The 19,621-nt window shown below is 65.5% G+C and carries 12 protein-coding genes, 2 tRNA genes and 5 pseudogenes; 14 read left to right on the plus strand and 5 right to left on the minus strand.

Annotation, left to right across the window (positions count from 1 at the left end; all coding sequences use genetic code 11):
- Positions 1-17: 17 nt before the first annotated feature.
- Both N0A20_RS06510 and nuoN read left to right on the plus strand, forming a co-directional pair.
- Positions 18-1,551, plus strand: a pseudogene (locus tag N0A20_RS06510) (NADH-quinone oxidoreductase subunit M).
- Positions 1,548-2,980: pseudogene (gene nuoN / locus N0A20_RS06515) on the plus strand (NADH-quinone oxidoreductase subunit NuoN). Before N0A20_RS06510 ends, nuoN begins: the two co-directional pseudogenes overlap by 4 nt.
- On the opposite strand, the gene N0A20_RS06520 reads toward nuoN, so the two are convergent.
- Entirely contained in the window at positions 2,920-3,072 is a 153-nt protein-coding gene (locus N0A20_RS06520) for a hypothetical protein (RefSeq protein WP_260583999.1), read from the minus strand. The pseudogene nuoN and the gene N0A20_RS06520 overlap by 61 nt on opposite strands.
- Here N0A20_RS06520 and N0A20_RS06525 point away from each other — a divergent pair.
- From N0A20_RS06525 to N0A20_RS06540, 4 genes and pseudogenes are all read left to right on the plus strand, one after another.
- Positions 3,028-3,703: pseudogene (locus tag N0A20_RS06525) on the plus strand (biotin--[acetyl-CoA-carboxylase] ligase). The gene N0A20_RS06520 and the pseudogene N0A20_RS06525 sit on opposite strands and share 45 nt — an antisense overlap.
- A gap of 3 nt (positions 3,704-3,706) precedes the next feature.
- Positions 3,707-4,489: a type III pantothenate kinase gene (locus tag N0A20_RS06530; RefSeq protein ID WP_260583121.1), complete on the plus strand. Its 783-nt coding sequence runs from the start codon at positions 3,707-3,709 to the stop codon at positions 4,487-4,489.
- Positions 4,486-6,123, plus strand: a pseudogene (locus N0A20_RS06535) (ribonuclease J). Before N0A20_RS06530 ends, N0A20_RS06535 begins: the two are co-directional and overlap by 4 nt.
- A 10-nt stretch (positions 6,124-6,133) precedes the next feature.
- Entirely contained in the window at positions 6,134-6,394 is a 261-nt protein-coding gene (locus N0A20_RS06540) for a DUF1467 family protein (protein ID WP_260583122.1), read from the plus strand.
- A gap of 102 nt (positions 6,395-6,496) precedes the next feature.
- Here N0A20_RS06540 and N0A20_RS06545 read toward each other — a convergent pair whose 3' ends face one another.
- Positions 6,497-8,845, minus strand: a complete 2,349-nt coding sequence (locus N0A20_RS06545) for an apolipoprotein A1/A4/E family protein (protein WP_260583123.1) — start codon at positions 8,843-8,845, stop codon at positions 6,497-6,499.
- 68 nt (positions 8,846-8,913) lie between these two features.
- Between N0A20_RS06545 and N0A20_RS06550 the strand changes: the two genes are divergently transcribed.
- Together N0A20_RS06550 and N0A20_RS06555 are read left to right on the plus strand one after the other, a co-directional pair.
- A complete protein-coding gene (locus N0A20_RS06550; protein ID WP_260583124.1) occupies positions 8,914-9,210 on the plus strand; it encodes an Hpt domain-containing protein in 297 nt (98 codons plus the stop codon).
- A 167-nt stretch (positions 9,211-9,377) separates the two neighbouring features.
- A complete protein-coding gene (locus tag N0A20_RS06555) occupies positions 9,378-9,896 on the plus strand; it encodes a hypothetical protein (RefSeq protein WP_260583125.1) in 519 nt (172 codons plus the stop codon).
- A 906-nt stretch (positions 9,897-10,802) separates the two neighbouring features.
- Here N0A20_RS06555 and N0A20_RS06560 read toward each other — a convergent pair.
- A complete protein-coding gene (locus tag N0A20_RS06560) occupies positions 10,803-11,276 on the minus strand; it encodes an Lrp/AsnC family transcriptional regulator (RefSeq protein ID WP_260583847.1) in 474 nt (157 codons plus the stop codon).
- Between the two features lie 167 nt (positions 11,277-11,443).
- On the opposite strand from N0A20_RS06560, the gene N0A20_RS06565 reads away from it, so the two are divergent.
- Positions 11,444-13,099 (plus strand): histidine kinase dimerization/phospho-acceptor domain-containing protein, encoded by a 1,656-nt coding sequence (locus N0A20_RS06565; RefSeq protein WP_260583126.1) that lies wholly within the window; start codon positions 11,444-11,446, stop codon positions 13,097-13,099.
- 56 nt (positions 13,100-13,155) lie between these two features.
- Here N0A20_RS06565 and N0A20_RS20040 read toward each other — a convergent pair whose 3' ends face one another.
- The gene (locus N0A20_RS20040; protein ID WP_312846610.1) at positions 13,156-14,073 is read right to left on the minus strand and encodes a hypothetical protein; all 918 of its coding nucleotides are present in this window, start codon (positions 14,071-14,073) and stop codon (positions 13,156-13,158) included.
- 130 nt (positions 14,074-14,203) lie between these two features.
- Between N0A20_RS20040 and N0A20_RS06575 the strand changes: the two genes are divergently transcribed.
- The 5 genes from N0A20_RS06575 to N0A20_RS06595 all read left to right on the plus strand — a co-directional run bounded on the left by N0A20_RS06575 (position 14,204) and on the right by N0A20_RS06595 (position 18,110).
- Positions 14,204-14,279, plus strand: a tRNA-Ile gene (locus N0A20_RS06575).
- A 62-nt stretch (positions 14,280-14,341) separates the two neighbouring features.
- Positions 14,342-15,814 (plus strand): M20 family peptidase, encoded by a 1,473-nt coding sequence (locus N0A20_RS06580; RefSeq protein WP_260583127.1) that lies wholly within the window; start codon positions 14,342-14,344, stop codon positions 15,812-15,814.
- A gap of 20 nt (positions 15,815-15,834) precedes the next feature.
- The gene (locus N0A20_RS06585; protein WP_260583128.1) at positions 15,835-16,140 is read left to right on the plus strand and encodes a hypothetical protein; all 306 of its coding nucleotides are present in this window, start codon (positions 15,835-15,837) and stop codon (positions 16,138-16,140) included.
- Positions 16,141-16,194: 54 nt separating this feature from the next.
- Positions 16,195-16,271 (plus strand) — tRNA-Pro (locus N0A20_RS06590).
- Positions 16,272-16,532: 261 nt separating this feature from the next.
- Positions 16,533-18,110 (plus strand): hypothetical protein, encoded by a 1,578-nt coding sequence (locus N0A20_RS06595; protein WP_260583129.1) that lies wholly within the window; start codon positions 16,533-16,535, stop codon positions 18,108-18,110.
- Positions 18,111-18,153: 43 nt separating this feature from the next.
- On the opposite strand, the pseudogene N0A20_RS06600 reads toward N0A20_RS06595, so the two are convergent.
- Positions 18,154-19,583: pseudogene (locus N0A20_RS06600) on the minus strand (M28 family peptidase).
- Between the last annotated feature and the right edge of the window lie 38 nt (positions 19,584-19,621).

Raw genomic sequence — 19,621 nt, forward strand, 5'->3', positions numbered from 1 at the left:
ACGGAATCCTCTCGATGATGCTGGCGGTCCCCGCGGTCGCCGCGGTGGGCTGCCTGTTCCTCGGTGCCCGGCAGGCGCGCTGGGTCGCGCTCGTCGCGACTTTGGTCGATCTCGCGCTCGGCATCCTGCTGTGGGTCAGCTTCGACATCGGCGGTGCGCAATGGCAGTTCCAGGAACTGCACAAGGGGCTGTTCGGTCCCTTCGACTACGCGCTCGGGATCGACGGCATCGCGCTGGTTCTGATCCTGCTCAGCACCTTCCTGATGCCCTTCTGCATCCTTGCCAGCTGGGAATCGGTGACCAAGCGCGTCGGCCTGTACATGGCGATGTTCCTCGTCATGGAAGTCGTCATGATCGGGGTATTCGCGGCGCAGGACCTGCTGCTCTTCTACATCTTCTTCGAGGTCGAGCCTGATCCCGATGTATTTCATCATCGGCATCTGGGGCGGCGCGAACCGCAAATATGCGGCGTATAAATTCTTCCTCTATACGCTGCTCGGTTCGGTGCTGATGCTGATCGCGATGATCGCGATGATCGCGGAGGCCGGTACGACCGACATCCCGACGCTGATGAATTATGATTTCCCGGTCGAGATGCAGACCTGGCTGTGGCTTGCCTTCTTCGCCAGCCTCGCGGTCAAGATGCCGATGTGGCCGGTCCATACCTGGCTTCCCGACGCCCACGTCCAGGCGCCGACCGCGGGTTCGATGATCCTGGCGGGCGTGCTGCTCAAGATGGGCAGCTATGGCTTCGTCCGCTTCATGATGCCGATGTTTCCCGACGCGTCGGCGCAGCTCATGTGGATCGTCTTTGCGCTCTCGATGGTCGCGGTGGTATACACCAGCCTCGTCGCGCTGGTGCAGAGCGACATGAAGAAGCTCATCGCCTATTCGTCGATCGCGCATATGGCGATCGTCACCGCAGGCCTCTTCGCCTTCAATCAGCAGGGGATCGAGGGCGCGACGATCGTCATGCTCAGCCATGGCGTCGTCTCGGCGGCGCTCTTCTTCTGCGTCGGGGTGATCTACGACCGGCTGCACACGCGCGAGATCGACCGTTACGGCGGGCTCGCGGTGAACATGCCGGCCTATGCGCTGTTCTTCATGCTGTTCACGATGGCGTCGATCGGCTTGCCCGGCACCAGCGGTTTCGTCGGCGAATTCCTGAGCATCGCGGGCATTTACGAAGCATCGAGCTGGGTCGCCTTCATCTGCACCACCGGCATCATCCTCGGCGCAGCCTATATGCTCTATCTGTATCGCCGCGTCGTATTCGGCGACCTCACCAAGGACGATGTGAAGGCGATGCCCGATCTCAAACCCCGCGAATGGGCGATCATGGTGCCGCTGGCCGCCGTCGCGCTGTGGATGGGCGTCTATCCCGAAAGCTTCCTCGCGCCGATCCGCGGCGACGTGACCACGGTGGTGGCGCGGCTGGCCCCCGCCAAGCCCGTCGGCGACGCGCATGTCAGCGCGGGCAGGCCGAAAGCCGCCGAACCCGCGCACGGAGAAGCGGCGGCCGAAGCGCACCATGCGGGAGGCAGCCAATGACCGCTGATCTCGCCCTCATCTGGCCCGAACTGATCCTGACGGTCGGCGGGCTGGTCACGCTGATGCTCGGCACCTTCCTCGGCGACCGCCAGGTCGGGCTGTATCAACTCGCCGCGCTGCTGACGCTCGGTGCCGCGGCGGTCGCGGTGGTCGCCTTGTTCGGCACCGACACCACGGTCTTTTCGGGCACATTGTCGGTCGATGCGTTCGGCGGCTTCGCGAAGCTGATCATCTATGGCGCCAGCGCGGTGTCGATCCTCGTCGCGCCGCGCTTCTTCGCGGGCGGGATGCGCGCCGAATATCCGGTGCTGATCCTCTTCGCCGCGCTCGGCATGGGGATCATGGCTTCGGCGCGCGACCTGATGACGCTCTATGTTGGGCTCGAACTCAACAGCCTTGCCGCCTATGTGCTCGCCAGCTTCATGCGCAGCGACGACCGGTCGAGCGAGGCGGGCCTGAAATATTTCGTCCTCGGCGCGCTCGCATCGGGCATGCTGCTCTATGGCATCTCGCTGCTTTATGGCTTTTCGGGCACGACCGACTTCGCCACCATCGCCGCGCGCATGGGCGGAGACCTCAACCCCGGGCTGATCTTCGGAATCGTCTTCGTGCTCGCGGGCCTCGCGTTCAAGATCAGCGCGGTGCCGTTCCACATGTGGACCCCCGACGTCTATGAAGGCGCGCCGACCCCGGTCACCGCCTTCTTCGCCAGCGCGCCCAAGGTCGCGGCGCTGACGCTGATGACGCGCGTCGTGATCGACGCGATCGGCCCGGCGATCGGCGCCTGGCAACAGATCGTCATCTTCCTCGCGCTCGCCTCAATCATCCTCGGCGCGGTCGGCGCGATCGGTCAGAAGAATATCAAGCGCCTGCTCGCCTATTCGTCGATCAACAATGTCGGCTTCATGCTCATCGGCCTCGCCGCGGGAACGCCGCTCGGCGTGCAGGCGGTGCTGACCTATCTGCTCGTCTATGTGGTGACGACGCTCGGCGCCTTCCTCGTCGTGCTGCAACTCAGCGATACCGACGGCAACCGGATCGAGAGCATCCCGGCGCTCGCCGGCCTGTCGGAGCGTCGCCCCGGCCTCGCCGCCGCGATGGCCGTGTTCATGTACAGCCTCGCCGGCATTCCGCCGCTCTTCGGTTTCTGGCCCAAATATCTGGCGTTCCAGGCCGCGGTGGACGCGAATCTCGTGCCGCTGGCGGTCGCGGGTATCGTCGCTTCCGTCATTGGCGCATATTATTATATCATGATCATCAAGACGATGTATTTCGACGAAAAATCGGACGTCGAGATCAGCGGCGGCGGCAACATCGTCGAAGGCGCGATCATGGCCATGCCGGCGCGCTGTGGCTCTCGGTGATCGGCTATCTGTTCATCCCGATGCTCGGCACCGCGTCGGCGGCCGCTGCGGCGGTGCTCTTCTGATCCCGCCGATCGAGCGGATCGCGCAGACAGGTTCGACCAACGCCGACCTGCTGGCGCGGCTTGCCGGCGGCGAGCATGTCGGTGAGGGGCATTGGCTCGTCGCCGACCGCCAGACCGCCGGGCGCGGCCGCCTGGGACGCGGCTGGAACGACGGACAGGGCAATTTCATGGGATCGACGGTGGTCCATCTCACCGCGCGGCGATCCTTCGCCCACGACGCTGGCGCTCGTCGCCGGGGTCGCGCTGGCGAGGGCGGTCGCCGCGCTGGCCCCCGGCCTTGGGGCGCAGCTCAAATGGCCCAACGACCTGCTGGTGGGCGGCGCCAAATGCGCGGGCATATTGATGGAGCGCACCGGCGACAGCATCGTGATCGGCATCGGGGTCAATCTCGTGACCGCGCCCGATCTGCCCGACCGCCCGACCGCGGCGCTCGCCGACAAGGGCGCCAGCCTCGACCGCGACCGTTTTGCCGAAGCGCTTGCCATCGCGATGACCGATGCGCTGTGGACCTGGCGGCAGGAAGGCATCGGGCGCATCATCACCGCCTGGCTGCCGCAGGCGCATCCCGTCGGCACGCCGCTGCGCGTGTCGGAACAGGGCATCGACGGTGTGTTCGACGGCCTCGCGCCCGACGGCGCCCTACGCTTGCGCCGCGACGGTGGCGAGACCATGGTAATCCACGCGGGCGACGTCGACCTGCGCCGGTCCGTGGAGGGGAAATAGGACATGCTGCTCGCGATCGACGTCGGCAACACCAACGCCAAATTCGCTTTGTTCGATGGAGCGACCCTGCTTGCGCGCTGGCGTATCGCGACCGACGACCGCCGCACCGCCGACGAATATATGGTCTGGCTCGACCAGCTGATGCGCATCGAGGGGCAGGACCGCGCTGATGTCGACGCGGTCATCATCTCGACGGTCGTCCCGCGCGCGCTCCACAATCTCCAGCTGCTCGCGCATAAATATTTCGGCGTCGACGCGCTCGTCGCGGGCCGCGCGCCGGTGAGTTGGGGCATCGCGCTGAAGGTCGACGAGCCGCAGTCGGTCGGCGCCGACCGCGCGGTCAACGCGATCTCGGCGCAGGCGATCGAGCCCGGCAGCGACAAGCTGGTCGTCAGCTTCGGCACCGCGACGACGCTCGACCATATCGGGCCCGACGGCGCCTATCTCGGCGGCATCATCGCGCCCGGCGTCAACCTCTCTCTGGAAGCACTGGTCGCCGCCGCGGCCAAGCTGCCGCGCATCGCGATCGAGGCGCCCGCGACCACCAGCGTCATTGGCCGCACGACCGAAAGCCAGATGCTGATCGGCGTCTATTGGGGCTATGTGTCGATGATGGAGGGGCTGATCGCGCGCATGAAGGCCGAAATCGGCAAGCCGCTCACCGTCATCGCGACCGGCGGCCTTGCGACCCTGTTCCAGGAACAGGCGCACCTTTTCGACCGGATCGAACCCGATCTCACCCTCAATGGATTGATGCATTTGTACAACCAACGGAATGCCGCATGACCACCCCCGGCAAGGAACTGCTCTTCCTCGCGCTCGGCGGGTCGGGCGAGATCGGCATGAACGCCAATCTCTATGGCTGCGACGGCAAATGGATCATGCTCGATCTGGGCGTGACCTTCGGCACGTACGATTATCCGGGCATCGACATCATCATGCCGGACCTCGAGTTCATCGAGGACCGCAAGAAGGACCTGCTCGGGATCGTCCTGACCCACGGCCATGAGGATCATATCGGCGCCTTGCCCTATCTCGCCGCCGAACTCGGCGTGCCGCTCTATGCCAATCGTTTCACCGCCGGGCTGATCGCGCACAAGCTGGCCGAAGAGGGTTTGCAGGACGAGGTCGAGATCAGGACGGTCGACATCGACGCCGCGTTCCAGCTCGGTCCCTTCGGTATCCGCCTGATGCCGCTCGCTCACTCGATCCTGGAGATGAGTGCGGCGGTGATCGACACGCCCTATGGCCGCGTCTTCCACACCGGCGACTGGAAACTCGACGATCATCCGGTGCTGGGCACCCCCTCGACCGCCGCGGCGCTGACCGCGATCGGCGACGAGGGCGTCGATGTGCTCGTCGGTGACTCGACCAACGCCTTCAACCCCGAAGCCTCGGGCAGCGAGGGCGGTCTGAAGGACGGGCTGCTGAGCGCCGTCGGCGCCGCGAAGGGCAGGGTGATCGTCACCACCTTCGCGTCGAACGCCGCGCGGCTCAAGACTCTGGGGGAGGTTGCGAAGGCGACGGGGCGCACGCTGTGCGTCGCAGGCCGCTCGCTCGACCGCATTCTCGGCGTCGCGCGCTCGGTCGGCTATTTGAAGGACTTCCCCGCAACGGTCGATTTCGACGAGGCGATGCGCCTGCCGCGCGACAAATTGATGGTGATCGCCACCGGCGGGCAGGGCGAACCGCGCGCCGCGCTCGCGCGCATGGCCGCCGACATGCACCAGATCAAACTCGAAGCGGGCGACACGGTCGTCTTCTCGTCAAAGCAGATCCCCGGCAACGAGGTTGCGATCGGCCGCATCATGAACCAGCTCGCCGCGCGCGACGTGCTGACCGTGACCGAGAAACAGGCGCATATCCACGTCAGCGGCCACCCCGGCCAGCCCGAGCTCGCCGCGCTGTACGGCTGGCTGCGGCCGAAGCTGGTGGTCCCCGTACATGGCGAGATCCGCCATATGCACGAACAGGCACGCTTCGCGCTCGAACAGGGCGTGCCCGATACGCTGATCCAGGAAAATGGCGACCTCGTCCGGCTCGCGCCGGGGCCTAGCCAGGATCGTCGAACGCGTCCGCTCGGGCTCGGCTGATCCTCGACGGCGACGTCATCCTGCCCGCCGACGGCGAAACGATCAACGAGCGGCGCAAGCTGTCGATCAACGGTCACATCACCGTCGCGGTCATCTTCACCGAAGGCAAGTTCACCGAAAGCGCGGTCAGCTATCGCGGCGTACCGGTGGAGGACGACCGCGAGGCCTTCATCGACGAAATGCGCGAGGCGGCCGAAATGGCCGCGCTCGCGCCGCGCGAAGGATGTCGAGAAGATGCGCGAGGCGATCCGCCTCGGCGTCCGCCGCATCGCGACCGACTGGACCGGCAAGAAGCCGGTCGTCGACGTCATGCTGGTCGACCTGTAGGGGGAGCGCCATGAAATGGACCTCGGCGCTCGCGATCTTCACGCTTTTCTGGGTGTTCAGCGCCTTTTTCGTGCTGCCGTTTCACGGCCGCCGCGCCGAGGATGCCGATGCACCGCTGATTCCGGGCCAGGACCGCGGCGCCCCCGCGACATTTCGTCCGAAGCGCGTCCTGCTCCAGATGACGATCGCCGCGGCGGTGTGCTTCGTGCTTTACTACATCGCCTATGTGAACGGCTGGGCCGATCCCGACGTGCTGAGCGGGCGGGCTTGACGCCTCGATACGGCGTCATTGCGAGCACAGCGAAGCAATCCAGGGCGGTTTACGCAAACTCTGGATTGCCGCGTCGCCTGCGGCTCCTCGCAATGACGAGGCTCAGTTTCGCAACCGGTCGATCGCCTGCGCCAGCGCCACGTAGAGCTTGCCGATATCCGACGACAGCAGGGTCACGCTGATTGCCGACCCGTCGCGCGTGTTCATCAGCAGGCGCAGCATCGCCTCGAAATCGTGGATGAACTGGTTGACCGCGGCGTGGAAGGCGTCGTCATTCTGATAGACGCGCAGGATTTCCTTCGCCTCGCTATTCTCGATCAGCTTGACCGCGCGCCGCGCGAAGACCCCGCGGTCGCCCTTCAGATAAGCGTCCCACGCGGTGTCGCTGACCTCGCTCGACAGGATCTTGGTCAGGTCGATCGCGGTCGATTTCAGCGATTCGGTCAGCAGCCCGACCTGTTTCGCCAGCGAATCGCGGTCGGACGCGGCGATCGCGGCTTCGGCTTCGGCCGCGCGCGCCTCGACGCTGGCGCTGGTGTCCATGATCGTGATGAGCTGGCGCATCAACCGGTCGGTGGCATTGTTCGCCGCCGCCACCGCGCGTTCGGACGCCTCGCCGATCGCATCGAGCTGCTTCATGATTTCGCTGCGGAACGCCGCGTCGATCGCTTCGGTTGCGGACGACTGCATCGCCTCGCGCGTGCCCGCGACGAGCTTTTCGATCGTCTGCTGGGCCTGACTGGCCGCCGAATCGGCGGTCTGGCGGACCTCGCCCAAAGTCGCGATCATCTTGGCGCCGCCCTGTTCGGCGAATTGATCCGCCCCGTCGCGCAGCTTGGCGAGCGCCGCATCCGCCTCGGCCAGCGAGGCGTTGATCCGTTCGACCAGCGCCTGCTGGCGTTCCGCATGTCCCGCCATCTGCGTCTCGTTCGATGCCAGTGTGGCCTGTACGGCATTCACATGCGACAGCGTCGATTGCGCCACCAGTTCGGAGGCTTCGAGCAACGGCCGCAACTCGCCGAGCGTCGTCCGCGTCGCCTGACCATGGGCGCCGATGCGGTCGAGCGCGTGCGGCAGCGTTTCGTCCATCTCGCGCGTCACGGCGTCGAGCGCCAGCAGCAGCGATTCGGCGTGCGAAATCAGCTGGCGCGCCGAGCCATTGCCGGCCTCGGTCTGCTGCATGAACGTCGCGAGCTGTTCCTTGGTGTCGTCGATCGCGCGGCCGATGACTCCGGCGCTCGCCGATACGCTGACGTCAAGGAATTCCAGCCGGTCGCCGATTTCGGCGACATGACCGGTGATCCGCGCCGCCAGCTCCTCGCTGGCGACGCCATGGGCGGCGAGTTGCGCGCCGATATCGTCGCTCGCATGGCGCGCGATCGCCAGCCGGTCGTCGAGCTGTCCCGCCGATTTTGCCACCCCGTCGCGGAACGCCTGCCAGGTCTCGCCCAGCCGTGCGCTCATCGTGTCGACCGTCGAGGTCAGTTCGTGGTGCAGCGCCGCGGCGACCTGTGTCACCTGCGCCAGCGTCGTCTCATGCGCGCCGGTCACCTGCGCCGAGACGGCAAGCAATTCACTCTCCGCCTGCTTCGCGCGGGCTTCGAGCGATCCGATCACGTTCTGCAATACCGTCGCCGATGCCTCGCCGGTCTCGGCGGCCTTTACGGCCTCCTCGGCGAGCGCCGCCAGCTTGGCTTCCAGGCTGGCGCCCTGCTGGTGCGCGACGAGTCCCGCTTCGCGGAAATTGCCCGCCAGACGCTGTGCGACATCGTCGATGCGCGGCAAACCGGCGAGCAGCCCGTCCATCCGTTGCAAGGCGACGTCGCCCGAACGCGCGAGCTGGTCGTGCGCATTGGCGATCACCGACGCGTTGGTCGCCAGCTTGTCGCTGCTTTCGGTCAGCCTCGCGACCGTATCGAGGCCGAGTTGCTGCACGGTAGTCGCCTGCTCGGCGAGCTGACGCTGCGCATCGGCGAGGTGAAGGCCGAGCGAGTGCATCGACTGGTTGAGCCGGGTGTTTTCGTCACGCAGCGCCGCGGCGACCTTGGCGAAGCGCGCCTGCTCGGACCGGCTCGACCGCAGCAGGGCCATCCACAGCACGACGAGCAGGGTCAGCGGCATCGCGATCGTCGCGATCAGGCCCGGCCATTCGGCCGTGCCGGGCGCGCGGGCGAAATTCCCGGTCGCCGCGGCGGCGGCAAAACCGGCCCAGCCGAGGCCGAGCAGGATCAGTAGGGTGGGGGCAATGCGGTCGCGAAAGGTCGAACCGCTCGCTTCCATATCTTCGGCCTCATCATCCGCGGCGAGCGTCGACGGGTCGAGCCAGTCGCGTTCGGGCGCCGCCGCCGCTTCGGCCGCGCTCGCCTCAACCCGCTCCGCGGCCTGACCGTCCGTTTCCGGATTTTCCCCGGATTCCTGCCACAAACCGACAATTTTCTTGTGCCCCGTCATACCGGCATCATAGCAGCAAATGCCCGCCACGAAACGGAAACTTAACCATGGGCTGTCAAGGCTGTGGAATGTCTTTCGACAGTGGACCACTCGATCGCTATCTGACCGCCGCCATCGGCGACGATGCCGCGATGGCGCTCGACCTGCGCAACGCCTTTACCGGCAGCGCCCGCGAGCTGGCCGACCTGATGCGCCGCGCCCGCTGCGACGCCAATTGGAACGTCGCGGCGCTGCGGCTGAAGGGGCTGGCCGCGACCTTCGGCATCATTCCGCTGATCCAGCTCGCCGAGGCCGCGATGGCGGGCGCGCCGGGCGATCCGGCGGTGCTGCGCGACATCAACCGGGCGATCGACGAAGTCGCCTGAACCGCGAGCATCGTCAGGGTTCAATCGCCGTTCAGCCGCTCCCTGCCAGTGCAAATTTCAACGGCCTGTCTTGCCATGGCAACGTCAGGGGTTTAGCCGCGTTTCAGGCGCGGCCGAACCTGCGCGTGCCGATGCGCGCGGCCGCCGAATCGAAGGAGAGATTTCGCATGTTCACCCGTTTTCGCTCGATGCCCGCGACGGCCACGGCCGCCGTGCTCGGCTGCGCGCTGATGGCGATGTCGGCCACCCCCGCGGCCGCCCAGGATCAGGACAAGCCCAAGAAGGAAAAGAAGGGCAAGAAGGAAGAAGAGGCCAAGAAGGGCACGACCATCCCCGCCAGCAAGGGTTTCGCCCCGTCGGTCAAGAAGATGATGGAGGCGGCCAATGCCAAGGACGCGGCCGCCCTTCAGGCTGCGCTCACCGAGGGTGAGGGTACGGCATCGACCACCGAGGACAAATATTGGCTGTCCTTTTACACGCTCCAGCTTGGTATTCTGAACTCGGACAAGGCGACACAGGGCAAGGGTCTCGACGGCATGCTCGGAACCACTCTGGTCCCGCCGGAAAGTCTTGCGCCCTATAATTTCTACTCGGGCCAGTTCGCCTATACCGACAAGGATTATCCCAAAGCCATACAGCGGCTCGAAGCCGCCAAGGCGGCCGAGCTCCAAAGAACCGCAGCTTGATGTTTTCCTGATGGACAGCCTGTTGCAGAGCAATGAGCTCGACAAGGGGATCGCCGTCGCGAAGGCCGCGATCGAAACGAGCCGCGCCGCTGACCAGCGTCCATCCGACGAACTATATGTTCGCCCGATCCAGAAGCTGCAGGCAGCGAAACGGAATAGCGAAGTGCTCGACCTGATGACGCTGCGCCTGCGCGATTACAACCAGCCGCAGGTTTGGCGCCAGGCCCTGTTCATCCTTCTGCAGCAATCGGGGGACAGCAAGGAAGTCGGACTCGACATCCTGCGGCTGATGCGTGCGACCAATTCCATGCTCCAGCGCCCCGAATATCTGGAATATGCGGCGCTGGCGACCGAGGCGGCGCTGCCCGGCGAAGTCGTCGCGCTGATCAAGGAAGGCAAGGCGAGCAAGGTCATTGCCGATCCCGACGCCAAGCTTGACGAGATTGCCAAGGCGCAGGCCGAACGCATGGGTGATGAGGAATCGACGCTGACCGCTTATGCGGCCAAGCCTTCGACGCTGTCGGTCGCGAAGACCGCCGGCGCCACCGGCGATGCGATGGTGGGCTATCGCCGCTACGCCGATGCGATTCCGCTGTACAAGGCGGCAATCGCGGCAGGCGGCGACAAGGAGCTCTGGACCTATCGCATGGGTGTCGCACAAGCGCTTTCGGGCGATGCCGCAGGCGCCAAGGCGAGCTTCGCCCAGGTGACGGGACAGCGCAAGCGGCTCGCCGACCTGTGGGTGGTGAAGCTCGATGCACCGGCGGCTGCTCCCGCTGACGTGGCGGCGCCTAGCCAGCTGACACCGGAGAGCTGGAATGAAAAGAGGCGCCACCCAACCGGGTTGGCGCCTTTTTTTAAAAAACGCCGGCTTCGCGCCCCTCAGGCCCCGGCAGAGGCCGGGGATCAGGGCTCGACCGGAATACCGGCCAGTTGTTTCGCCGTACGGATCGTCAGCGAGGTTTTGACGCTCGTCACATTGGGTGCCGAGGTCAGGTGCGCGGTCAGGAACGACTGGAAGCTTTGCAGGTCGCGCGCGACCACCTTGAGCAGGAAATCAATCTCACCGTTGAGCATATAGCATTCGCGCACCTCGGGCAGCGCACCGACATAGTCCTCGAAGGCCTTGAGGTCGGACTCGGCCTGGCTGCGCAGGCTCACCATCGCGAACACCGTGATCCCGTACCCGAGCTTCGCCGCGTCGAGGTCGGCATGATAGCTTTTGATCACCCCCGATTCCTCGAGCGCCCGCACGCGGCGGAGGCAAGGCGGGGCGGTCAATCCGACCAGCTGGGCAAGCTCGACGTTGGTCATCCGCCCGTCTTTCTGTAGCTCGTGCAGGATTTGCAGGTCGATTTGATCAAATTTCTGACTCGCCATCATTGTAACTTCCGCTTCCCTCTGGTGCCTCTGACCATAATTATATTTCAGGCGATTGCAATTGTCCCACAATGCGACGCGCTTGGTTAAGGCGCTTTCATGACCGCGGGATTCACGCTAGCCGGTAAACATACGCTAACCAGTTTGAGGGGTGGGGGCCGCGCCGCGTGACCGCCGATACGATGATCGCGACCATCTTGCGTCAGGCTCCGGCCGACCGGCGATCCTGCGTCGCGGCCTGGCGTCAGCTCTCCGATATTCTGGCTCAGCGCGGTAATCAACTGGACGATGACGATATTCGCCGCGCGCTTCATGCGCTCGCGGTCCTGCGCCCGCAGATACCCGAGGGGGTCCGCCACGATTGCGCGCGGGCGATCGCGCGACACAGCCGTTTTGCCCCTATCGTCGCCCTCTATGCCAATGACGTGCCTGCGGTGTCGCACGCGATGCTCCGCGACGCGCAACTCGCCGAGGAGGATTGGCTTGCGTTGCTTCCCGCGACCGGCCCGATGGCGCGTTCCTTCCTCGCGGCGCGGCGCGACCTGCCCGAAGGCGTCAATCGCGCACTCGCGAGTCTGGGAGCCGCGTCGGTCGCACTGCCGCAACCCGACCGCATCGCCGAGCCAGCGATCGAGTCCGATCCCGTAGTGGCGCCGCCTGCTGACACCGAGCCGAGCCAGATCAGCGAGCTTGTCCGCCGTATCGACAAATATCAGGCCGGTCGCGGTCAGGCCGCCGCTGCCGTCGCATCGCGTCCGGCAGCGCCTGCGGCACGCGAATCCTTCCTGTTCGAAACCGGCCCCGATGGCGTCATCCACTGGGTAGAGGGCATAGCGCGCGGCGCCGTGATCGGCCTGTCGATCGCCGAGGCGGCGCTCGGCGGCGAGCCCGGCACCGACGGGGCTGCAGCGGGGGCCTTCCGCCAGCGCGCCGAGATGATCAACGCGCGGATGATCCTCGATGGTTCCGAGACCGACGCGGGCGAATGGCGTTTTTCGGCGCTGCCCTGGTTCGACCGCGCCAGCGGCCAGTTTCGCGGCTATCGCGGCAGTGCTCGGCGTCCGCAGCGCAACGAAATTCCCTATGGCCTGCCCGCCGAGGACAATGCCGGCGATTCGATCCGCCAGCTGATCCACGAGTTGCGCAGTCCGCTCAACGCCATCTCGGGCTTCGCGCAGATCATCTCGGGCCAGATGTTCGGACCCGTGAGCAGCGCCTATCGCGCGATGGCCGACACGATCGTCGCCGATGCGGCTGCTGTACAGGCGATCATCGACGATCTGCAGGCCGCGACCCGGCCCGTCGCCGAGACATCCGCCCCGGCGAGCGGCCACTGCGATATCGAAGCGATCACTGCGCAGGTCGAGCGGGACCTTGCACCCCTTTTCGTCGACCATGGCGTCGGTATCAGCATCTCGCGCGTCGGCGGTCCCTTTCACGCTGCGGTCGAGGAAATCGGTGCACGCCGGATGATCGGCCGCCTGATCACCGCGCTCGTCGATGTATCCGAATCGAATGCATCGCTCGTCGGGCAATTGCTGACCGATCCGGCGCACAAGGATCAACTCCAGCTGCGCCTCGTCCGCCCGGTAGCGATCCGCTTCACCCCCGCGCGCGACCTGCTCGACCCCAGTTACAGCCCCGAGGGCGACGCGCCGGGCGCCGCGATTCTCAGTCTCGGCTTCTCGCTGCGTCTCGTTGACAGTCTCGCGCGGGCGGCGGGGGGACGCCTCGATATCGGGCATAACGCCTTGACCTTGCACCTTCCCTCGGCCAACCCGGCATCGGCTGCGGATTCGACGGTCCAGCAGCGGAACGACTGATCGGGGCGGGGCGCCTCGTGCGGGGGAAGGGCTCGGTGGAACGGGCGGACAATCTGTTAGAGCCGCCCGCGGCATCCGATCTGGTCCGGTTGCGACCGGACGAAAAGCCGCGTTTCTGGGTCACCATCGACACCGAAGAGGACTTCGACTGGTCGGCACCCTTTGCGCGCATCGGATACCGGCTCGATTCGGTTCCCGCGCTGGCCGATTGCCAGAGCTATTTCGAAGCCGCGAATGTCGCGCCCATCTATCTCGTCGACTGGCCGATCGTCGCCGATGACCGTGCCGTCGCGATCCTCGGCGAAGCGCGCGCGGCGGGGCGGTGCGAGGTCGGGGCGCAGCTGCATCCCTGGGTCACGCCGCCGCACGACGAAGAGGTGAACGAGCGCAACAGCTATACCGGCAACCTGCCGCCCGAACTGCAGCGCGCCAAGATGACCGCACTGCGCGATGCGATTCGCGACGGCTTCGGCGAAGCTCCGACCGTCTATCGTGCCGGGCGCTATGGCCTCGGTCCCGACAGCGCGGCGATGCTCGCCGATCTCGGCTTCCGCTGCGACACGTCGGTGCGCTCGGGCTTCGATTACCGTCCCGGCCATGGCCCCGATTATCGCGCCATGCCGCTCTATCCCTGGTGGACGCGGAGCGCCGACCGGCGCTTGCTTGAAGTCCCGGTGACCACCGTCTTCGGCGGGCTGCTCGGAAAAGCGGGGCGCTGGCTTTACCATCGGACCTCGTCGAACAGCCACGCGGCCTTCGCGCGGCTCGGCCTTGCCGAGCGGATTGCGCTGACGCCCGAGGGCATTCCCGCCGCCAAGGCGTGCCACGCCATCGACATCGCGGTCGAGACGCGGCTGCCCATACTCAACTTCTCGTTCCACTCGCCGTCGCTGCAGCCGGGCAATACCCCCTATGTTCGCACCGACGCCGATCTTTCCGATTTCTATCGCTGGTGGGGCGTGGTGCTCGATCATCTCGCCAAACGCGGCGTCGAACCGACGACGACGGCTGAAATTCTCGATATGGCGCAGCGGAATGCGGCCGAGCGGCTGAACGCGCTTGCCAAGCTTTGCTACGCTCCGCTATCGCGCATCATCCCTCCGGGGGCCTGTAGCTCAATGGTTAGAGCTGGCCGCTCATAACGGCTAGGTTGCGGGTTCGAGTCCTGCCGGGCCCACCATTTTCCTTGCAAATCGAAACCCGCCCCGCTCCAATGCCCGAAAATATCGGGGAGCGATGGGCTTGAAGAAACGAACAATCCTGCTCGGCGGACTTGCTGTCTTGGCTGTCGTCGCCGGCACGGTCGCGTTCCGCACCGCCAGCTTTGCGCCCGCCGACATCGCCGATGGCGGCGATATCCCGCTCGCCGCCGCGCCCGCCTATGATCTCGCCGACGCCGTCGCGCATCTCAGCGCCGCGGCGCAGATCCCGACCATTTCGCATCAGGACCCGGCCGACAACCAGATCGCCGAATGGGACCGGCTCCATGTCTGGCTTGCGGCGACCTATCCCGCGACCCATGGCGCCATGACGCGGACGATCCTGCCGAACCGGACGCTCATCTATCATTGGCCGGGCAGCGATGCCTCGCTCGCGCCGGTCATCCTCATGGCGCATCAGGACGTCGTGCCGGTGACCGAAGGGACGGAGAAGGACTGGAAATATCCGCCTTTCGCCGGGACCATCGCCGAAAACGCGGTGTGGGGTAGGGGCACGGTCGACGACAAGGGCTCGCTGATCGGCCTGTTCGAGGCGATCGAGGCGCTGGCGAAATCGGGGTTCAGACCCAAACGCGGCATCTATCTCGTCTCGGGCCATGACGAGGAAGCCGGCGGCACCGGTGCGATCGCCGCGGCGGCAAAGCTGAAGGCCGAGGGCGTGAAGGCGATCTTCACTCTCGACGAGGGCAGCATCGTGCTCACCGACACGCCTGTCATCGACGGCCCCGCGATCATGATCGGCATTGCCGAAAAAGGCTATGCCACGCTGAAGGTCACCGCCAATGCGCCCGGCGGGCACAGCTCGATGCCGCCCGCCGAAACAGGCGTCGAAACGCTGGCAAGGGCGGTGCTAGACATCACCGGCGATCCCTTCCCGATCGAATTCCGCGGCCCGGGCGCCTCGATGATCGAGGCGCTCGCCGCGAAAAAGGGGGGCACGACCAAGATGGCGGTCGCCAACCCCTGGCTGTTTTCTCCGCTCCTGAAGCGCCAGCTTGGCAGTGCGCCGACCACCGCCGCGGCCTTTCACACCACCATCGCTCCCACGATGCTGGAGGGCAGCCCCAAGGAGAATGTCCTGCCGCAATCGGCCAGTGCGCTCATCAACTACCGCATTGCACCGTGGAACACGTCCGCCGACGTCATGGCACGTGCCAAGGCGGCGGTCGGCGATGCCAAGGTCGATCTTGCCTGGGTGAAGCCGCCGCGCGAACCCTCGCGCATCTCCTCCACCAGCTCGCAGGGCTGGAAATGGATCGCGGCCGCCGCGCGCGCCGATGCGCCGCAGGCGGTGCTGACCCCGACGCTCGTCGTCGCAGGTACCGACAGCCGCAGCATGGAACCGGTGTCCGAGGACGTCTATCGCTTCATGCCGATGCACTTCTCGCTGAAGGAATCGGCGATGATCCACGGCACCAACGAACATATGAAGGTCGACAGCTTCAAGCGCATGATCGACTTCTACGCGCGGCTGATCGCGACATCGGCGGGATAGGCAGTCAGGAGATCAAGGTCATGAAATATCTGTATCGTTACGCCGCCGCGGCGCTTCTAGCCGCCAGCCTGCCGGCACATGCCGCCTTGCCGCCGCAATATCAGCGAACCGCCGAATTGAAGGCAATCCTCGACAACGCCGATGTCGTCGGCGCCTTCGAGGGGCGCCCGATCGACCGCGTCGAATGGGTGGCGGAGGACCAGTATCGCGTCACGGCGGGCCGTTGCATCCTCGCCGTCGCGATCGTCGGCAAGCCGCTGCCACCCGGCATGGTCGGAGCGCGCCGCTTCGATGTCGTGCCCGGAAAGGTCGAATGTACGGAGTAGGCACCGCTTTCCACTTGCCCTTCGCCGGACCCAAACCTAAGGCCGTCCGCGGTTCGGGGAGTAGCGCAGCCCGGTAGCGCGCCTGCTTTGGGAGCAGGATGTCGCAGGTTCGAATCCTGTCTCCCCGACCATTTTTGGCCATCATGGATCAAACCGCGCCGTTTTCGGCTGCCAGCCGCGGCTCGCATGGTGGTTTAATGGGTTCCAGATCAATGGCTTGAACGGCAAAGCCGGGCTAGACGCGGATAAATTGCGCCTGCAGCCATCCATAACGGACATATCATCGCCTATTATCGGTCGGGCAAACATGGTCGCCTCCCCCAACGACCAGCGCTCTCTTTGGCCCCAGCATCCGCCGGTCCGGCGCCTGGTCCTTCAGGGGAGGGTGAACCATGTACCGTTATGCCTACGCCGCCGCTATGTTATCCGCCTTCTGCGCCGTTCCGGCCCAAGCCCAGGCCGAGCGATGTTCCGATGTACTGATTTCGAGCAACGTCGCTTGGCAATATGATACCAGCCTGCGCATCGCGACGATGAACCTGATCGACCGCTCCAATTTCGAGAGCAAGCGCAAGAGCTTGTCGGGCGGAGCGGATTTCATCGTCAACGGGACGCCGATCAGCGCCTTTGCCAATTTCGACCAGTTCAACGAGGCGCGTTCGCGAGAGGTCCAACAAAGCCGGTTTAATTACGATTTTAACGAGTCGGCCTATTATGTCGCGCAGTTCGTGCCGCGAGAGGCATTCAGCGCCTATGTCGAATGCCTGCGCATCCGCAAGCAGCAGGCCGTCGGGCTCCACCTGATCCCGATCGAGATATCGCCCGACTATTTCGCCGCCGACATTTTCTGGAATTCGCCGCCGCCCGGAACTCCGGCGACGCTGAGGGTCGAACTCGCCGGAGGTTCGTTCACCGAGGAGCCGCCGGAAACCATGTCGGCGCAAAGCTATCACCCGCTCAACGTGCGGCGCGTCGAAGGACAGCCGATGCGGCTGACGGTGTCGGCGAACGGCTTCCAGCCCGAGCGGATCGCGATCCCGCGCTACGAGGCGCCGGCGAAAGTCGAGCCCTGGGAGATCAAGGGCTTTCGCCCGCGGATCGAGGTGCTGACGCACATCCAGTCACTCGCCGACATCAAGGGCGTGGGCGGCGAATGGGTCGGCACGAAGGGCCGCAGCCTACGGCTGGAGGGGCTGTCGCTCGACATCACCGACAATGTGCCGGGACTTGGGCTGGAATATATGTGTCATATCGAGGGCAGCGGCGACACGCCCTATATGAGCGAGCCCCGGTTTTGCGGCACGCGGGGCGAAAGCCGGCGTGTTGAAGGCTGGGCAGTGCGCCTGACCGGGCCAGCGGCGCCTTTCTTCTCGCTCCAATATTGGTGCCATCTCGAAGGGCACGCCGACGTCGGGCCGGTGACGAGCGAACAATATTGCGGGACGCGCGGCGAAAGCCGAGCGGATGGAAGCGATCAAGATCGTCGTCGAACGCAAATGATCCGCGCGGGGCGGCGGCGATCTTGGCCGCCGTCAGATACATCGAACGAAAAAAGGCGGCCTTCCCGAGGAAGGCCGCCTCTTTCGTTTCAGTCATCGCCCCGAAGGGCTGCGACTTACTTCTTTTCTTCAGCCGGAGCGGCAGCGGCGCCTTCAGCGGCCGGAGCGGCAGCGGCCGGAGCAGCGCCTTCGGCGGCCGGGGCAGCGGCTTCGGCGGTCGCGGCGGCGGCGTCGGCGCCTTCGGCGACGGGCTCGGCAGCGGCTTCAGCAGCCGGGGCTTCCGGGGTGGCTTCTTCAGCAGCCTTTTCACCGCAAGCGGCGAGGGCGAACATGCTGGCAGCAACGGCGATAGCAGCAAACTTCTTCATGATGTGTGGCTCCCTAAAATGCCTTTCCGCGATGGGGAAGTTTCCCGTCCCGCGAGCGGCGGGATTTAGCCGTTCCGTGCCAATCGTCAACAAAAATAATTGAGTTGAGGCGGCGGCGGCAGAAATCCTACCTTTTTAGTTGAGTATCAAGGCAGTTCGGCGTCGCTGCTTTCGGCGAGAATCGCCAGAGTCGCGGTCCAGGCAACCACATTCTGCCTGAGTTGCGCCGGATCGATCTTGTCGAGCGTGTCGTCGGCCGTATGGTGCAGATCGAAATAGCGCGTGCCGTCCTGTTGCAGGTCGATCGCGGGGATCCCGGCCGCGACGAGCGCACCGATATCGGCCCCGCCGCTCGCCGGCGTCTTGCCGCGCACGATCCCGAAAGCGGACAGTTCGGCGGCGATCCGGTCCTCGAGTCCCTTGGCGCTGGCGGGCAATTTGAAATTGACGCGCCAGACGCGGTCCGCCCCGAAATCCGATTCAAGCGCGACCGCATGTTTCTCCGTGCCATGTTTTGCGAAATAGGCCTTGCCGCCGAACACCCCGACCTCTTCGGCGCCCGCCCACAGGATGCGGATCGTGCGGCGCGGCTGGTCGCAGCGGTCATCACATGCTTCGCGGCCGCCGTGACGATGCCACAGCCCGCCGCATCGTCGATCGCCCCGGTACCGAGGTCCCAGCTGTCGAGGTGGCAGGCGATCATGACTGGACTCGCAGCAGGATCGCTGCCCGGCACCTCGGCAACGACATTGCCCGAATGCTTCGTGCCCAGATTCTGCGGGGTCAGCACAAGCTTCATGCGCACCGGCTCGGGAATATAGCCGAGTTCGGTCTGCTCCTTGGGCATCATCAGCGCGCGCTTCCACTGGCGCACCAGCTGGTCAGCGTCGGGGTTCGACAGCGCGCCCGCGGGGATAGGCTTCACGCCGTCTTCGAAATTGGTGCCGCCGACGTGCGGCACGCGGTGGTTGTCGGTGCCGATCGAGCGGATGACGACCGCGATCGCGCCCTTCTTCGACGCGGCGTTGGCGCCAAGGAAGCGCCCGCGGCCATATTGGCCATAGCCGCTGCCGTCCTGCGCCGGCTCCATCTGGTTGTCGATGAAGACGATCTTGCCCTTCACCTGCGTGTCGGGCGCCGCGACCAGCGCATCATAGCTCGCGAAATAGACAATATCGCCTTCAATCCCCTTGGGTCCGGTCGAGGCACTGTTGCCGAGCGCCGAGATGGTCAGCTTCTGGGGAAGGAACGGGCCGATCAGCGACGCCTCCTCGGTGCCGCGCACCCACACCGGCATGTCGAACTGTTCCTCACGGACATTGGCGAACCCCATTGCCTGCAATCGCGCCACCGCCCAGCGCCGCGCGGCGGCTTCGGCTTCGGTCCCCGCCATGCGCTGGCCGATCTCGGTCGTCAGATCCTCGGTGATCGACCAGGCGATATCGTCGCCGCGCTGTGCCAACTGAACTGCGGTCGGCGGCGGAGGAGGCGGAATGGCGGTGGCGCTGGAGGCGATGAACGCCGTGGAGGCAAAGGCGAAGCCCGCCGTGCGGACCAGGGGAGCGATGATTTTCATGTCGCTTTCGTAACCGCCAGCAGCGCGCGCGCAAGCGC

The sequence above is a fragment of the Sphingopyxis sp. PET50 genome (assembly GCF_025244705.1).
GTDB lineage: Bacteria > Pseudomonadota > Alphaproteobacteria > Sphingomonadales > Sphingomonadaceae > Sphingopyxis.

Bases quoted from the DNA above. Each gene is read 5' to 3' on its own strand.
- N0A20_RS06555 (WP_260583125.1), top strand. From the start codon at position 9,378: ATGTTCACCCGTTTTCGCTCGATGCCCGCGACGGCCACGGCCGCCGTG.
- N0A20_RS06595 (WP_260583129.1), top strand. From the start codon at position 16,533: ATGTACCGTTATGCCTACGCCGCCGCTATGTTATCCGCCTTCTGCGCC.
- N0A20_RS06560 (WP_260583847.1), bottom strand. From the start codon at position 11,276: ATGGCGAGTCAGAAATTTGATCAAATCGACCTGCAAATCCTGCACGAG.
- N0A20_RS06545 (WP_260583123.1), bottom strand. From the start codon at position 8,845: ATGACGGGGCACAAGAAAATTGTCGGTTTGTGGCAGGAATCCGGGGAA.
- N0A20_RS06530 (WP_260583121.1), top strand. From the start codon at position 3,707: ATGCTGCTCGCGATCGACGTCGGCAACACCAACGCCAAATTCGCTTTG.
- N0A20_RS06550 (WP_260583124.1), top strand. From the start codon at position 8,914: ATGTCTTTCGACAGTGGACCACTCGATCGCTATCTGACCGCCGCCATC.
- N0A20_RS06585 (WP_260583128.1), top strand. From the start codon at position 15,835: ATGAAATATCTGTATCGTTACGCCGCCGCGGCGCTTCTAGCCGCCAGC.
- N0A20_RS20040 (WP_312846610.1), bottom strand. From the start codon at position 14,073: ATGATCGAGCACCACGCCCCACCAGCGATAGAAATCGGAAAGATCGGC.
- N0A20_RS06540 (WP_260583122.1), top strand. From the start codon at position 6,134: ATGAAATGGACCTCGGCGCTCGCGATCTTCACGCTTTTCTGGGTGTTC.
- N0A20_RS06520 (WP_260583999.1), bottom strand. From the start codon at position 3,072: ATGCCCCTCACCGACATGCTCGCCGCCGGCAAGCCGCGCCAGCAGGTC.